General features: G+C 64.1%; 11 protein-coding genes, 1 tRNA gene and 2 pseudogenes. 11 read left to right on the forward strand and 3 right to left on the reverse strand.

Annotated features, from left to right (window positions below; all coding sequences use genetic code 11):
• Positions 1–6: 6 nt before the first annotated feature.
• Together ACTMO_RS0114970 and ACTMO_RS0114975 are read right to left on the reverse strand one after the other, a co-directional pair.
• Entirely contained in the window at positions 7–1,455 is a 1,449-nt protein-coding gene (locus tag ACTMO_RS0114970) for a sensor histidine kinase (protein ID WP_019855502.1), read from the reverse strand.
• Positions 1,452–2,144: a response regulator transcription factor gene (locus tag ACTMO_RS0114975; RefSeq protein WP_019855503.1), complete on the reverse strand. Its 693-nt coding sequence runs from the start codon at positions 2,142–2,144 to the stop codon at positions 1,452–1,454. Before ACTMO_RS0114975 ends, ACTMO_RS0114970 begins: the two co-directional genes overlap by 4 nt.
• 178 nt (positions 2,145–2,322) lie before the next feature.
• On the opposite strand from ACTMO_RS0114975, the gene bluB reads away from it, so the two are divergent.
• The 3 genes from bluB to ACTMO_RS0114990 all read left to right on the forward strand — a co-directional run bounded on the left by bluB (position 2,323) and on the right by ACTMO_RS0114990 (position 5,933).
• On the forward strand, positions 2,323–3,003 hold the full coding sequence (gene bluB / locus ACTMO_RS0114980; protein ID WP_026449268.1) for a 5,6-dimethylbenzimidazole synthase: 681 nt from the start codon (positions 2,323–2,325) through the stop codon (positions 3,001–3,003).
• A 98-nt stretch (positions 3,004–3,101) separates the two neighbouring features.
• A complete protein-coding gene (locus ACTMO_RS0114985) occupies positions 3,102–4,595 on the forward strand; it encodes a GGDEF domain-containing protein (RefSeq protein WP_019855505.1) in 1,494 nt (497 codons plus the stop codon).
• Positions 4,596–4,805: 210 nt separating this feature from the next.
• On the forward strand, positions 4,806–5,933 hold the full coding sequence (locus ACTMO_RS0114990) for a hypothetical protein (RefSeq protein ID WP_019855506.1): 1,128 nt from the start codon (positions 4,806–4,808) through the stop codon (positions 5,931–5,933).
• Between the two features lie 32 nt (positions 5,934–5,965).
• On the opposite strand, the gene ACTMO_RS0114995 is transcribed toward ACTMO_RS0114990, so the two are convergent.
• Positions 5,966–8,071: an NB-ARC domain-containing protein gene (locus tag ACTMO_RS0114995; RefSeq protein WP_019855507.1), complete on the reverse strand. Its 2,106-nt coding sequence runs from the start codon at positions 8,069–8,071 to the stop codon at positions 5,966–5,968.
• 178 nt (positions 8,072–8,249) lie between these two features.
• Between ACTMO_RS0114995 and ACTMO_RS0115000 the strand changes: the two genes are divergently transcribed.
• The 8 genes and pseudogenes from ACTMO_RS0115000 to ACTMO_RS0115020 all read left to right on the forward strand — a co-directional run bounded on the left by ACTMO_RS0115000 (position 8,250) and on the right by ACTMO_RS0115020 (position 15,653).
• Positions 8,250–8,322, forward strand: a tRNA-Arg gene (locus tag ACTMO_RS0115000).
• Positions 8,323–8,415: 93 nt separating this feature from the next.
• Positions 8,416–8,724 (forward strand): annotated as a pseudogene (locus ACTMO_RS24195) (site-specific integrase); the annotation flags it as partial.
• Between the two features lie 374 nt (positions 8,725–9,098).
• A pseudogene (locus tag ACTMO_RS24130) lies at positions 9,099–9,467 on the forward strand (hypothetical protein); the annotation flags it as partial.
• 39 nt (positions 9,468–9,506) lie between these two features.
• On the forward strand, positions 9,507–9,842 hold the full coding sequence (locus ACTMO_RS23515) for a GntR family transcriptional regulator (protein ID WP_211212972.1): 336 nt from the start codon (positions 9,507–9,509) through the stop codon (positions 9,840–9,842).
• 435 nt (positions 9,843–10,277) lie between these two features.
• The gene (locus tag ACTMO_RS23050) at positions 10,278–12,095 is read left to right on the forward strand and encodes a hypothetical protein (RefSeq protein WP_169509069.1); all 1,818 of its coding nucleotides are present in this window, start codon (positions 10,278–10,280) and stop codon (positions 12,093–12,095) included.
• Positions 12,096–12,263: 168 nt separating this feature from the next.
• A complete protein-coding gene (locus ACTMO_RS21195; RefSeq protein ID WP_019855509.1) occupies positions 12,264–13,247 on the forward strand; it encodes a phosphotransferase enzyme family protein in 984 nt (327 codons plus the stop codon).
• A gap of 204 nt (positions 13,248–13,451) precedes the next feature.
• Positions 13,452–14,324, forward strand: a complete 873-nt coding sequence (locus ACTMO_RS0115015) for a GIY-YIG nuclease family protein (protein WP_026449270.1) — start codon at positions 13,452–13,454, stop codon at positions 14,322–14,324.
• Between the two features lie 162 nt (positions 14,325–14,486).
• A complete protein-coding gene (locus ACTMO_RS0115020) occupies positions 14,487–15,653 on the forward strand; it encodes a DNA cytosine methyltransferase (RefSeq protein WP_019855511.1) in 1,167 nt (388 codons plus the stop codon).
• The last annotated feature ends 232 nt before the right edge of the window (positions 15,654–15,885 follow it).

Below are 15,885 nucleotides of genomic sequence, written 5' to 3' on the forward strand. Positions count from 1 at the left end.
AACTCCTCACCCGGGCTCGGTCGACTCCCCCTCCCCGGGCCGGCCCGGCAGGTACATCGACAGCAACGCTCCACCCTCGGGGGCCTCCCCCACGCGGACGCTGCCGCCGTGTCGTTCGGCGACCTGCTTCACGATCGCCAGCCCCAGCCCGGAACCACGCAGCGGTCGGGCCTCGGTGGAACGGTAGAAACGTTCGAACACGTGCGGACGGTCCTGCTCGGGGATACCCGGGCCGGCGTCGGCCACCTCCAGCACCCCGAACCCGGCGTCGTGCTGGCGGAACTCCACACGCACCGTCGCCCCGGCCGGACTCCACTTCGCCGCGTTGTCCAGCAGGTTGAGCACGGCCCGCTCCAGGGCCGTGGCGTCCCCCAGCAACGTCCACGGCCGCAGCCGCACGTCGAAGTCCACCTCGGAAGCACGTCGACGCGCCCGGCTACAGGCCCGTTCGACGATGTCCACGAACTCCACTTCCTCGTGCACCGCGTTCGGAGCGTCCTCCCGCGCCAGCTCCACGAGATCACCGACCAGCGCGGAAAGCTCGGTGAGCTGGGCCTGGACGTCGTCGAGCATCTCGGCGCGGTCCTCGTCGGACAACCTGGGGGTGCCCGGCTTGTCCGAGGCGATCAACAGTTCCAGGTTCGTGCGCAACGAGGTCAACGGGGTGCGCAGCTCGTGTCCCGCGTCGGCCACCAGCCTGCGCTGTTGCTCCTGGGACTCGGCCAACGCCCCCAGCATCTTGTTGAAGCTCGTGGTCAGCCGGGCGAGTTCGTCGTCGCCCGCGACCGGGATGGGACGCAGGTCCCCGGTACGGGCGACACGTTCCGTCGCCGCCGTCAGGCGTTGCACAGGACGCAGCGCCGGGCGCGCCACGGCCGTTCCGGCCGCCGCCGCCAGCAGGATTCCCGCCCCGCCGATGACGACCAGCACCACGCTCAGCTGCGCCAGGGTGTTCTTGGTCGGATCCAGGGACTGGGACATGACCAGTGCCAGATCGTCCCCGGCCGGCAGAGCGATCACCCTGCTGTTGCTGGACTCGTCGGTACGCAGCGAGGAGGAGCTCGCCCCCCGGGCCACGGCGAGTTCCGCGCTGCCCCAGGGTGGGGCCTTGCCCGGGCCGGTCACCGACTTGCCGTCCGCCGAGACCAGACAGATCCGCAGGTTGGCGGCGGCGTAGAAGGCGGCGGGCACCGAACGGAGATTGGGTTCCAGCACCTGGGGGCCGGAGACCGCCTGGCTCGCGCGTTCGTGGAGGTTGCGGTCGACCTGCTCGTAGAGGCTCTCCCGCACGGTGAGGAAGGCCCCCACCGACACCAGTGCCACCGTCGCCGCCACGCAGACGGCCGCCAGCAGAACCACCCTGCTGCGCAGGGACATGCGCTGCCACGTGCCGCCGTTGCCCTCGGAGGGCTGGACCTCGATCAGGTCGGGGGGTGGGGGTGCCGGTGTGGTCACGGCGGGGTCTCCCGAAGCACGTAGCCGACTCCACGGACGGTGTGGATCAACCGGGGTTCGCCCGCGGCCTCGGTCTTGCGGCGCAGATAGCCGATGTAGACCTCGAGCGCGTTACCGGTGGTCGGGAAATCGTAGCCCCACACGTCCTCGAGCAGCCTGCTGCGGGTCAGTACCTGCTTCGGATGCCCCATCAGCAGCTCCAGCAGCGCGAACTCCGTGCGCGTCAGGCTGATGCTGCGGTCCCCACGGCGCACCTCCCGGGTTCCGGGGTCCAGTTCCAGGTCGGCGAACCGCAGCGCGGCGCGGCTCTCCTCATCCGCCTCCGGTGGGGAGGCCCTGCGCAGCAGGGCCCGCAACCGGGCGAGCAGCTCCTCGAGGGCGAAGGGCTTGGGCAGGTAGTCGTCGGCCCCGGCGTCCAGCCCCGCCACCCGGTCGGAGACCGCCTCACGGGCGGTGAGCACCAGGATCGGCAGGTCGTCGCCGGTGCCGCGCAGCTTGCGCGCGACCTCCAGGCCATCCACTTTGGGCATCATGACGTCGAGAACCATGGCGTCCGGGCGTGCCGTGGCCAGCGAGTCGAGGGCCTGCTGACCGTCCGAGGCCAGTTCGACCTGATAGCCGTTGAACTCGAGAGACCTTCGCAGTGACTCCCGGACGGCACGGTCGTCGTCGACGACGAGGATGCGCATGCCCCCAGTCTTACCCGAAGCCCTGAGAACAGGCTGAGAAGCGGACACGGCAGCCGAGCGGGCGGGAGGTCTATGATCAGTCTCACCCACCCGCCGACGGCGGAGGGAAACGTGTGCGGGGTCATCCGAACCACGGGTCACTGGGAAGCACGGCCGGGAACACGGCAGGATGGCGAGGATGACAACGGCCGACCAATCACCACGGGCTCACCAGCAACGACCGATCTCCGACCTCTACGACGTGATCAACCGGCGTCGCGACGTGCGCTCCGAGTTCACCGGCGAGGAGATCCCCTCCGAGGTGCTCCGACGGATACTGGGCGCCGCCCACAGCGCCCCCAGCGTGGGACTGTCCCAGCCCTGGGACTTCGTCCTCGTGCGCGACGAGGCCACCAGGCGGGCCTTCCGGGAGCACGTACTGGCCGAGCGCAGCGTTTTCGCCGCACAGCTCAGCGGTGAGCGCGCCACGACGTTCTCCAAGATCAAGGTCGAGGGGATCGTGGAGTCCTCGCTGGGAATCGCGGTCACCTACGATCCCGACCGGGGATCACCGGACGTGCTCGGGCGCCACGCCATCGCCGACGCGGGACTGTACTCGGTGTGTCTGGCCATCCAGAACCTGTGGCTGTCCGCCACCGCCGAGGGACTCGGAGTGGGCTGGGTCAGCTTCTACCGGGAGGACTTCCTGCGCAGACTGCTGGACATTCCCTCCCGGATACGTCCGGTGGCGTGGCTGTGCGTGGGACCGGTCCGGGAGTTGGCGACGACCCCCGACCTGGAACGGCACGGCTGGCGCAAGCGTCTGAGTCTCGACGATGTTGTACACGACGGCAAGTACCGGCACGATTTCAGCCGGTAGCCTGATTCCGACGTCAGGTAGTGAACGCGGACTCCCCGGGGCCGAGCCGCGCCGGTTGGGACCGGTGACCTCCGCGAACTGGGAGTGCGAGGAACGCCGTGGAACAAGACGATCCGATGCTGTTGGGCCGGATACCCGAGCAGGACCGTCACGTGCGGCTGTTACTCGACTCGGGCCTGATCGAGCAGTGCGAGGCCGCCTTCGACGACTCCATAGCCAGCTCGCCGAACCTGGTCGGCGAGGAGTGGAGCCGGCCGGTGGTGCTCGTGCACCGCGCGATGCTCGCCTGGCGGCTGGGTCGCGTCTCACTCGCGCTGGAGCTGGCGGCCGACGCGTGGACCGAGCTGGACGCGGAGTGGCGGCACGACTCCTCCACCGCCCACGCCCTGAGTATGCTCGGCTACCTGCTGGAGGGGCACAGCACACCGGCGCTGGAACTGCTCAGTCGGGCCGTGCGGATAGCCCGCGACTCCGGCGAACCCGACACCATCGCGCACTGTCTGCTCCGCGAGGGGACCACGCTGTTGGGACGAGTGCTGATGCACGGCTTCCCCGACGCGCGCTACCTGCACGAGAGCCTGGCGCGGTTCGACGAGGCGATCAGCCTGACCACCCACGGAGCGTTGCGCAGAAGAACCCTGGCCAGCAGCGCGCGGGCGCTCGTGGAGCTGGACGAGATCGAGACGGCTCACGAACGCGTGACCGAGGCGCTGACCGACTCCCGGCGCTGCGACGACCTGTTCGGGGAAGCCATCGCCAACTGGACCCTCGCCGAGGTGTACCGCCGCCGGGGGGAACTCGAACCGGCCAGGACCACGGCCAGCCGGGCGCTGCACGGAGCCGAGCTGAGCAAGGACACCCTGCTGATAACGCGGATCTCCACTGACCTGGGCGCCATCTGCCAGCAGCTCGGTGACCACGTGGGGGAGGCAACGGCGCTGCGTCGGGCGCTGCGCGCCTCCGGGGACACGGTGAACGTGCTGCGGGAGGGCCTGGCCCAGGCGTTGGAGCAGCGCCGTATCGCCATCCACGCCCAGCGCAAGGCGAGCGCGGCCGAGGCGACCGCCCTGCGGGACCCGCTGACCGGCCTGGCGAACCGGTTGGGACTGGAACGGTACGCCCCCCGACTCATCGAGCAGAGCGCCTCCCAGGGACGCATCCCGTGGCTGTTGTTGCTGGACGTGGACTGGTTCAAGGACGTCAACGACCGGGCGGGGCACTCGATGGGGGACACGGTGTTGCGGGAGGTGGCGAGCCTGCTGCGCAACGAGTGCCGCGGCGAGGACCTGATCTGCCGGTGGGCGGGGGACGAGTTCGTGATCCTGCTCGTCGAGTCCTCGGGGGACGGGCGGGCGGCCGGGCCCGTCGTGGCCGAACGCATCAGGCGGGCCGTCGACCGGCACCACTGGAGACAGGTGTTGGGGGAGATCGAGCGACCGCCGACCGTCAGCATCGGCGCGGCGGCGGGGCCCGCGAAGCTGGAGGAACTGTTCACCGCGGCCGACGTGGCGCTGTACCGAGCCAAACACGCCGGACGCAACAGGGTCGAGGTCAACGACTCCGACCACAGCACTCCTCAGACCATCGAGTGATCTCCGCTCACTCGCTGGGACGATGGGGGACGTGTTCATGGCGGTGACCGCTCACCCCGATTTTCCGGAGAACTCGCGCTCACATCCGGACGACCACGTACAATCCTCCGGAAGCCGGAAGCCGGAAGCCGGAAGCCGGAAGCCGGAAGCCGGAAGCCGGAAGCCGGAAGCCGGAAGCCGGAAGCCGGAAGCCTCTGGGACACCGCTCCGGTGCGGCGGCGCGCACTCGGGGTGGTGCGCACGCTGACCGCCCTGGACCGGCTGACCGATGTGCTCACCGTGCTCGCCGACGACGTCCGGGTGGAAACCCGCTTCACCCGGGCGGGTGGCTCGGAGTTCGCCACCGACCTGTCCGGCCACTTCCGCCGCGCCGGGATGCGCGTGGTGCCGTGGTCGGAGGCGACCGGCCCCGGTTTCGACGTGGCGATCTCCCCCAGCGGCAACGGGGCGTTGCACGAGTTGCGCGCACCGGTGCTGACGCTGTCCCACGGCGCGGGGCACCACAAGCACCTGCCCTCCGGGGAGGGGTTCACCCCCGAGGTGGCCGGGTTGGCGACGAGCCAGCTGGTGCACGAGGGCAGGGTCGTTCCGAGTGCGGTGTGTCTGTCACATCCCGACCAGTTCGGGCTGCTGGCCCGTGAGTGCCCACCGGCCGCTGACCGGGCCCGGGTCGTGGGCGATCCGTGTTTCGACCGGCTGCGGGCCAGTGTGCCCGCTCGGGACGCTTATCGGCGGCTGCTGGGCACCGGGCAGCGGGAGTTGGTGCTGTTGGCTTCCACCTGGGGCCCGAACGCGTTGTTCGCCCGCAGACCCACCCTGGCCGAGGAAATGGTCGAGGCCCTTCCCGCACGGGACTACCAGGTGGCGCTGGTGCTGCATCCCAACGTCTGGGACCGACACAGCCCCTGGCAGATCCGGGAGTGGACCGAGCGGGCCAGACGGAAAGGGCTGGTGCTGGTTCCGCCGGAACACGGCTGGAAGGCCACGCTGGTGGCCGCCGACGTCGCGATCTCCGACCACGGTTCACTCGGCTTCTACGCCGCGGCACTGGGCACACGGCTGCTGTTGGCCGGATTCGGCCACGAGGAGGTGGTGCCGGGCACTCCTCGGGAGGAGCTGGGCAGAAGGGCGGCGTACCTGTGTCGCGGCGTGGCGCTGGACGAGCAGGTCCGACGGGCCGCTCCGGTGGACGACCACACCGGACTCGCGAAGTCGGCGTTCACGCATCCGGGTGAGGCCGTGGCGGCGCTACGCCGGGTCCTCTACGAGCTGCTCGACCTCGACGAGCCACCGTGGCGGGCGGTGGCGCGACCGGTTGACCCCTTCGTTCCCGAGTAGACCCGATCCCAGAGGGTTCGGTGCCGGGCCGTTCAGTCGAGCTCGGCGCGGATCAGCCGGGCCCTGGGGCTGCCCGCGTGTTCGTAGATCGCCACGGCCTCGCGCAGGCACTGCTCGGCCCGAGCGGTTTCGCCCAGTTGGCGCAGGGAGAAGGCGAGCAGTTCGAACGGCTGGGCCAGGTCGAACAGCTGCTTCGCGTCGTCCTGGGCGGACTGGTGGGCGCTCAGCTCGCGGATCGCCGCGCCCAGTTCGCCGACGGCCTCCTCGTGGCGTCCCGCCTCCTGGTGGATCCTGCCCCGGGTGACCCGGATGCGGGCCGGGGTGCGCCGATCACGGGGGAAGTCCTTCAGCCGCGCGGAGGCGGTTTCCAGCCGCTCCAGGGCCGTGTCCTGGTCCCCGAGGCCACTGTGGGCCTGGGCGGCGAAGTGTTCCACCAGGGCCATTCCGCGTTGCTTGCCCAGTTCGTGGTTGATCTCCCAGGAGCGGGCGAGCGGCTCCAGCGCCGAGGCGTACTCCTCCTGCTCCAGATACACCCGTCCGTGGAACTCGTGGGCGGAGGCGAGCACCTGACGGTGCCCGGAGCGCACGGCGGTTTCGACGGCTTCGACCGCCTGGTGGTGCGCCTCGGTGAAGCGATGGCACTCGGTCAGCACCCGGGTACGCAGGATACGCATCCTCGCCCGGGAGAGGGGGTCACCCAGGCGGTCAGCGGCCTCGACGGCGGCTCCGAAGGCCCGCAGTGTCTCCTCATAGTGCTTGTGGTGGTTGTGCAGTGTCCACAGCGGTCCATCGCAGAGCGCGAGCACCGTCCCGTCGTCGCCGCGCCGTTCGGCGTCGTGGATCAGCGCGATGATGTTGGGGAACTCGGTTTCCAACCAGCACAACGCGGTGTGTTTGGTGAAGGGGTTCCGCTCGGCGGCCACCAGCTCCTCGTCGCCGGCCACGCGGAGCCTGTTGGGTTCCATCGCCGCCCGGTCGGCGTGGGCGCCCATCCGGCGGTACCGGGTGACCAGACGCCGGTGGGCCGACTCGACGGTCCGCCGGTCGAGCGCACGGGAGTGCTCACCGGCGTGAACACGCACCAGTTCGTGGAGGTGGAAACGTCCGGGTTCGGACTCCTGGACCAGGTTGGCCGCGTGCAGCTCGTACAGCAGGTCCTCTGCCTCGGTGGGCGAGGTGTCCAGCAGGGCGGCAACCGTCGCGACCTCGAACGTACGGCAGGGGATCGCCCCGACCAGCCGGTAGAGCGCGGCCTGCTCGGCGGGCAGGTCGGTGACCGCGAGTTCGAGGGTGTCACGTACCGCGGGGTTGTCGTGCAGGATCCGCAGCTTGTGGACCGGGTCGGCGAGCCAGTCCGCGGCACGGCGCGGGGTCCAGTGTTTGAGTCGCCTGATCTTCCTGCCGACGAACTCCAGCGCCAGGGGCATACGGCCGCACAGGTCGACGAGCCGGTTCACGTCCGGGTCCTCCGCGTCGAGGCGCGTGCCGGTGATCCGGGTGAGCATCTCGACGGCGTGTTCCCGGGGAAGCGGCTCCAGCTCGATCGAGGTCACCCCGTCGGAGGAGAATTCGTCGGCACTGTGCTGGCTGGTGAACAGGATCAGGCTCTCCGGGGCGGCGAGCCTGAGTTCCATCAGGTGGCGCGGGTGCACCAGGCCGTCGAAGACGAAGCCCATCCTGCGGTCGCGGGTGAGTTCGCGCAGCAGCGCGAGCGCCTCCTCGTCGGAGGCGGGCAGTTCACGTTCGACCGCGCCCATCTCCCGCAGACACAGCCGTGCCAGCTCGGCGGATGTGGTGAGGGCGCGGCCGTGACAGTCGACGTAGTAGAAGCCGTCCTCGAAGCGGTCCTGGACCTCCCAGGAGAAACTTCGGGCGAGTGTGCTCTTGCCCACCCCGCTGACACCGCAGATCGCGACGGCGATCGTGGTGGTTCCGCGTTCGTCCGCGGAATGGTCGAGCGCGCTGTGCAGCCTGTCGTTGTCGGCGTCGCGGTCGACCAACAACGCCGGGCCGGCGGGGAGGTTGTTCCCTCGGCGGGTGGGAGGCTCCTGCCGGGCATGGCCGCAGTCCAGTATCAGCTGCTCGACGTGCGCCGCCTGCAGCACGTTGTGCGCCTCGCCGTGGTGTTCGTTGCTCATCGCCGCCCCAGGTCCGTTCTCGTGCACACGGTAGCGATCAGCTGACCATACGCGAAACCCGGCTTTCCACTGGGACGATGGACGTGTTCCGCCGTGGGGCCGGGCCGGTGTCCGAGCGCGCGCACCGAGGGGGTATCGTGTGGGTAGGCTGGTCACACCGGCCCGACGACAAGCGAATGCCCTCGTAGCTCAGGGGATAGAGCACCGCTCTCCTAAAGCGGGTGTCGCAGGTTCGAATCCTGCCGAGGGCGCACAGCTTGACCAGCGAAAACGACTTTTCGAGGTCGAGAGTTCGAAGCTCGTGGGCATGGTTGTGGGCATAAGTTGCCCTAGACTTGATGTCCATGGCGACTCGTAAGCGCCGCTCGCGCGGCAACATCGAGGAACGTGGCGACGGCTTCCGTGTTCGGGTCTACGCCGGTGTCGATCCGCTGACGGGCAAGCAGCACTACCTCAAGGAAACCCACGGCAGCTACCGCGAGGCCGAGAAGGCGCTGACCCGGCTGCAGAACCAGGTCGACGAGAAGCGGCACCCGCGCAGCAACGTCACGGTCTCGCAGGTGCTGGAGCAGTGGCTGGAGGTCGCACGGCACGAGGACAGCACCCGCGAGCGCTACCAGGACCTGATCCGGCTCTACATCGAACCGACCTTCGGCACCACGGCCGCGGCGAAAATCGACGCCGAACTGCTGGAGCGCTTCTACGCCCGGCTGCGGGACTGCAAGGACCTGTGCGGCGGGAAACGCGCGAAGGACCACGAGTGCACCCCGCTGGCCGCGAACACCGTGCGCAAGATTCACTTCATCTTCCGCTCCGCCTTCGACCGGGCGGTGCGGTGGCGGTATTTGTCGGTCAACCAGGCCGAAATCGCCCAGCCGCCGTCGTTCGAACGCAGCGAACCCGACCCGCCTTCAGCCGCCGAGGCCGCGAGCCTGCTGCGGGAAGCGTCGGAGGATCCACAGTGGTGTCTGCTGCTGTGGCTGACCATGGTCACCGGCTGCCGCCGGGGTGAGTTGTGCGCGCTGCGGTGGGGCGATGTGGACCTCGCGGCAGGGATGCTGTCCATCGAGCGCAGCTACTCCAAGACGCGCGAGCGTGCCCGGGAGAAGAGCACCAAAACAAGGCAGCGCCGCCGCATCGCGCTGGACACCACACCGTCGAGCTCCTGCAGGAGCATCGAGAGCAGGCGCGGTCGAACTGCGCCGCCCTCGGCACGGGTTTCGACGACAACGCGTTCGTCTTCAGCACCGAACCCGACGGGTCGGCCCCGCTGCTGCCCCGCAGCGTCAGCCAGCGCTACCGGCGCCTGGCCCAACGCCTCGAACTGCGCAGCACCCGGCTGCACGCACTACGGCACTACTCCGCGACCGAATTGCTGGCCAACGGCACCGACCTGCGCACCGTGGCAGGTCGCCTCGGCCACGTCGACGGCGGCGTGACCACGCTGAACACCTACGCCGGCTGGGTCACCGAAGCCGACCGCAAAGCGGCCAACACCATCGCCGACACCGTCCCCAGACCCCAGCCCGCCAACCGCCGATCCCGCAGCCCCTACGAACATCTCGCCGCCGAACTCCGCGACGCCATCACCAACGGGACCTACTCCCCCGGCGACGAACTCCCCACCGTCACCGACCTCGCCGCCACCCACGGCCTCTCCGCCGGCACTGTGCAGCGGGCGATCACGATGCTCCGAGAGGAAGGACTCATCAACGTCGCCCGCGGACGACGCGCGACAGTTGCTCATAGAGGTCCCCAAGCAGCTCACTAGACACGCAGATCCTCATGTCTCAGTTAAGAAACTCGCTTCGATTCTATGGCACCAACCAAAGCGGAGTTGCGGACACGTCGCTTGCCTACGGAGGTCTCAGCCCTTCGCTAGGTGTGGCGCAGAGCGGTTGTGCTGGTTACAGTCGGCTTGCGCATTTGATGCGCCCTGCAGGACCCTCCGATTCAACCTGACCTGGCCGACCTAGGTAGGAGCCCCTATAGCCGGTTGGCGCTGACTTTCGACGCGTGCCACAGCTATTGACTGTCATGATCGCAGAATCATATAGAGCATTTTTTCTGGGAGCTCCAACCACTCAAAAATTTGACCATAAACAGTCGTCGAACCAGGGATGTAACAGTTCAACACCGCAAAAGCGATACATAGACCGAGCACACACTAAAACCTGACAGCATTTCTCCACAAACAAGGATACAGTTGGGACGAAAAAGAAATCAGCGCCGACAGAAACATGCAAACCGAGGATACTTCAAAGGGAAAAGACTCGAAGAATACGGAAAAACTGTCGGATCAACAGTTTCGGAATATGAACGTGCCGCTACTAGAGGAATTGATTCACTTTACGGAGCGTTGGTATCGCGCCACAATCAACGTATGAAGCTAGTAGGGACCGCGCACCCAGAGATTCTTTCTCGTGCAAGATCCATATCATCGCGCTTGTTTCCAGTATTCCACGGACTACGCAGAACCGGCACCCACTTCCACAAATCACTTTCTCCTCATGGAATCAACTGGATCCAGCATTTGAACTGGGGGGCAGATAGCATCCTTGGGTCGATTAGATTTTTGACAAGCGGACAGATAGTGGGGGCAGCGCAGATTTCGCGATCGCAACTCGAGCGTTGGTCTATCAATCTTGAACACAACGGGAATTTTCAACGCCAAGAAGGCGAAACGACCGCAAATTATTTCGATCGCATTTGGACATCTAAACGTCCACCAAATCCACTAATTCGCAACAATCAAGAACGATCGAAAAATCAAGGGAATCATGTCTGGCTCCCATCTGGAAATCGCTACGTCTCAATAGGACAAGTATACAACGACCTTTCGGAGATTCTTCACGCTCGCGGTCGTGGCGTTGATCTCATTTTTCATGACACTGCTAACCTTCTTCAAGTCAATCGAGAATTCGAACTCGATCTATTGTTTGCCGGAAACCGTATCCTTGATGCTCTTGAAGCCTGCGTCGAGAGGCTCTACGTGTGCATTATAACTCTATACGAAGAGTCAGGAAACCTAGATGGTGTCCGGTATCAAGAAATGCAAAAATGGCAGGACACACAGTCAGGATCGTATCCGTATCCGTCGCACTGGTTGTGGCCACTCACACCAAATCTGATCTATGAAAGCAATATAAAAAACGAGCTCAAGACAGGTCATGAATACGCTGAATCAGTTTTCCGGGGCCAAAGACCACTCGAGCGGCATTTTACAAATGCGGAAATTTCAGACATCCAGTTCTCTGATTTCAGATATCGCGCACTCCGAGAGGCCGAACATTCCTTCTCGATCGAGGAATCTATACTCGGTGAAGAGTTAGACTTCGCCCCGCTAAATAATAAACTGATTAGAATTATTGTAGTATCCGAAGCCCTGGGGCTCGCATCTATTTGGTCTTCAAATAAATATAAGCGCAATTCATGCGCACTTATTTGCAGTGGTCTTCGGTCGAGCTTATGGTTGTGGCTTGAAGATGACGATCGAGCTATGGGAGTCCTGCGTCCAGTTGTTGAAGCAATTTGTCGCTTGGAGGCGCACCGTAAGAAACCTGAGAAAGCAATGCGCCTAGAAGAACGCGGAGTTCGCACTTCTCCTCGAGATTGGTTAGCCGCATCCGGGCTTCGCAAACTCACGGTACTAAATTACGCACTAGGAGACCTTGCACATACGCGTATCAGTTCGCAGTGGGATGGATCTCGAGACCTCCTCATAGCATTGCAGCCGCCCGATGAAGACCCTGAAATCGCACCTTTTCGTGGAAGGGGATACACACTTGACGCGGTTGTGAGCATGGCTGCCAAAACGACACTTGAAATCATCAAAGAATCATCTCCGCATGTCAGCGAAGTTTTATCGAGACTCTTCGCAAAGGTTGGGGTTTATGACCAACTACAGGAAAATGAACTACAGAATTGGATCAATCGAGCATGGAATAGCCGCAATCATGACTTTGGAGATCCCACTTTCAAAAGACCACCACCGAACGAACGCAGTTTCACTGAAAACAAGTAACCTGCCCATCCATCTCGCCTGGCGCTAGCTTGCCTTACTTAGCAGATAGTGAGGCGGTGGCGCTCGCCGGATGTACCAGCTCACCAGGCAGTTCAGATTTGTATCGCTTAATAGCGAGGAGGAACTCTGCACACCTGTTCCGGGTCTCCAAAGCGATATGGTCGAGGTATGACGCGTAGCCAGGACGAGGCAGCCGAGACCGTCGAACCGCTCACCCGCGAGACCGCCGCTCAGACCCTGAAGCAGGTGTGCCAGCGCACGGGCCTGGAATCGGCCGGAGCCGAGCTGGTCAGGATCGGTGAGAACGCCGTGTTCCGGTTGCGGGAGCCGGTGATCGTGCGGATCGCCCGGACCTCGCGGTATGCCGACGCGGCCGCCAAGGAGGTGGCGGTCGCGCGGTGGCTCGAATCGGCCGACTATCCGGCTACGCGTGCTCTCGACGTGGAGCAGCCCATCGTGGTCGACGGTCGTGTGGCGACCGTGTGGGAGTCGGTGTCGGAGCACGAGGAGTACGGCGACATCGGCCAGGTCGCCACGCTGATCCGCGACCTGCACCGACTCGATCCTCCAGAGACGCTGGAACTTCCCGAACTCGACCCGTTCGTTCGCGCCGACACCCGCTTGGCCAAGGTCCGCGGCGTCTCCGACGACGACCTCGCGTTCCTCCACGAAGGGCTCGCCGACGCCCGCCGCAAGTGGAACGAACTGGAGTTCGTGCTGCCACACGGCCCCGTGCACGGTGACGCGAGTATAGGCAACGTCATCCGGGCGTCCGACGGCCACGCCGTACTCATCGACCTGGACGGCTTCGCCACCGGCCCTCGCGAATGGGACCTGATCCAAACGGCCATGTACTACGACCGCTTCGGCTGGCACACCCGCGAAAAGTACGAGACCTTCGTCGGCATCTACGGCTACGACCTACTCGAATGGTCCGGCTACTCCGACCTGGCCGCCATCCGGGAAGTGCTCATGACCATCTGGCTCAGCCAGAAAGCCGGCGACGACGAACGCGACACCCTGACTTCAACCTATCTATGTCGAGCATCCATGAGACCACTCCACATGGCCCTTCAGTTTCATTTGATTGAAAAATTACCGACAAGTACCCACCGTCACAAGGACCTGTTTCATGAGCACCCCCACCAATAAATAATCTTAATTCACAATCTGCTGACTGAAATTTTAATCATTTTATAAACATACGATCCCAATTTATACAGCTTCCAATCCAAGGATCGCGAATATCTAAGAACACGTGCGCGTATCCGTCAAGTTCGCTGTCGCAACCAGGTTACACGCCATGAGAACCACCACCCGTTGATCATGCCCGGACGATGCGATATGTTGTCATATGTGGCTGAATCCACTACATCGCAAGCTTTCGCTGAGTTCAAGCTCAGCATCACACGCGCTATGGCGGACCAGTTGGCGGAAGCCTTGGCCCGACTCGAACCCGCTCCTCTCACGAAGGAGAACGTAGAAGCTCTGGAAGAACGTCCTGGAGTGTATGAGCTGTTTCTGCGCGGTGAACGCGTCTACGTGGGTAAAGCGAGCAAGAGCAAGTCAAGCAAGGATCTTCCCGGGCGTCTTGGTGATCACATCCGGAAACTCTCGGGACGAGCGGGGATCTCACTTAGTGAGATAAGTTTCCAGTGCTTGTATGTCGACGAGGACCTGGAAGCGGCCGCTCCGGAAACTATGTTGATCAACAAGTACAAAGATAGGCGGCGACAGACGCTACCTTGGAACTTCAATGGGTTCGGCAACAATGACCCTGGGCGCAATCGCGACCACTCGGTGGTCAAATCCAATCACTTCGACGCGTGGTATCCAGTGGATCTCGACGTCCTCGTCTCCACGGGTCTCGAGCCAGGTTACTACCCCGTCACGAAGTATTTGGAGGCGGTCAAGACCGCTTTACCTTTCAATCTGCGATACGACAGCAAAGCGTTGTCTCCGCGGAAGGCTGACACGACTTACCTCGCGAAGATCCCCGCTCATGAGACGTCCGCGCGAGACTTGCTACGCGAAGCGGTAGAGGCTTTGCCCCGAGGGTGGCAAGCCACGGTGCTGCCTGGGTACGTAATCCTGTACCAGGAGGAAACCTCCTACAAGAGTGCCCGCTTGTACTGGCGCAAACACGACGACGAGGTGGTCGAGATAACTGGATTGAATCTCCGTGATCCCCAGGGCGAGGCGGGCGAAGAGCCTCCTCCAAACGAGTGACTAATCTTTCACCGTATCGCACGTGCGTTCGAACCAAAACCGCGGTATAGTCCTGTCGTGTTCACCGAATCCGCTGCTCAGATGACCTTGCCCTTGTCAAGTCCTCCGGAACTCGGCACCAGCGTCGAGCTATTCACCGGCGGTGGAGGACTGGCCTTGGCGATGCACGACGTGGGCTTTCGCCATCTGATCGCCGTGGAGTCGGATCGCCGCGCGTGTGAGACGTTACGGGCCAATGTCGCGGAGCCGTTCGCCCCCGAGACTCGTCAGGCGGAGACCCTGAACTCCCAGTGGCCACTCATCGAGGGTGATATTCGTGAGGTGGACTTCACGCGGTGGACTGGTGAGGTCGATGTGGTCGCCGGCGGTGTCCCGTGCCAACCGTGGTCACTCGGTGGTGTTCACAAGGGCTACGAGGACGACCGCAATCTCTGGCCCGAGCTGTTTCGAGTCGTACGTGAGACACGTCCACGCGCGGTCATCGCCGAGAACGTCAAGGGGCTGCTGCGACCCTCGTTCAAGCCGTACTACGACTACATTCTCAACGAACTCCGTGCCCCCTTCGAGAAACGTGTCGAAGACGAAGAATGGCGCGATCACGACAGGCGCCTCCGCCAGGCCCTCACTAAGGAGGGCGCGGACCCGACAGAGCGCTACGACGTCGCCCACTTTCTGGTCAACGCCGCCGACTACGGCGTTCCCCAGATTCGCTGGCGAGTGTTCGTTATCGCCTTTCGTCGTGACCTTGGCTTGGCGGGATGGGAATTTCCCAAACCGACGCACTCGGAGTCAGCGTTGCTGTGCGCGCAGGCCAACGGTGAGTACTGGGACGAGCACAAAGTCTTCAAGAAGAACCGCTATAGTCCGGAACTATCGTCGCGAATCCTTGAGGAAGCGGAGAAAACTCAGAGATGGCGAACACTGCGTGACGCGATCACGGAAGAGCCCAAGCTAGGTGAGCCAGTGCACGAGAAGATCGAACACCCGGATAACGGGTTTCTGCACCACTTCGCCTGGCCGGGCGCTCGTGAGTATCCTGGTCATACCCCCAACTTGTTGGACCGGCCCGCCAAGACCATCAAAGCGGGAGTACACGGCGTGCCAGGTGGTGAGACCGTACTGCGTAAGCCGGATGGTTCTATTCGCTACATGACCGTACGCGAAGCCGCGCGTGTCATGACCTTCCCTGATGATTGGGAAATCGCGGGCCCCCGGAGCGAGAAGATGCGTCAGCTCGGCAACGCGGTCCCCGTCGAACTTGGTCGCGTCACGGCCAACGCTGTCGCGAAATCACTGAAACAGCGCCTTCATTCACACGCCGCGTCATGACGAACTCACACCCACTATGGAAAGAATCCAAGCCACCCGACACGGCATGGAAGACACCCCGTGGACTAAGCAGGTCTGAACGCGCCGCGGAGCAGGACAACGCGGCCGGAGGTCGGGAAGCGCGCGAAATCCTCCTCCCAGAAGGACGCAAGGTACACGCTTCCATAGCCCTAAGAGTCCTTCGTCAAAGTCGACGGATCTACGCGTACCTGCGCTGGTCCGTCAACGGAAA

The organism is Actinopolyspora mortivallis DSM 44261 (assembly GCF_000384035.1).
In the GTDB taxonomy this organism is placed as follows: Bacteria; Actinomycetota; Actinomycetes; order Mycobacteriales; family Pseudonocardiaceae; genus Actinopolyspora; species Actinopolyspora mortivallis.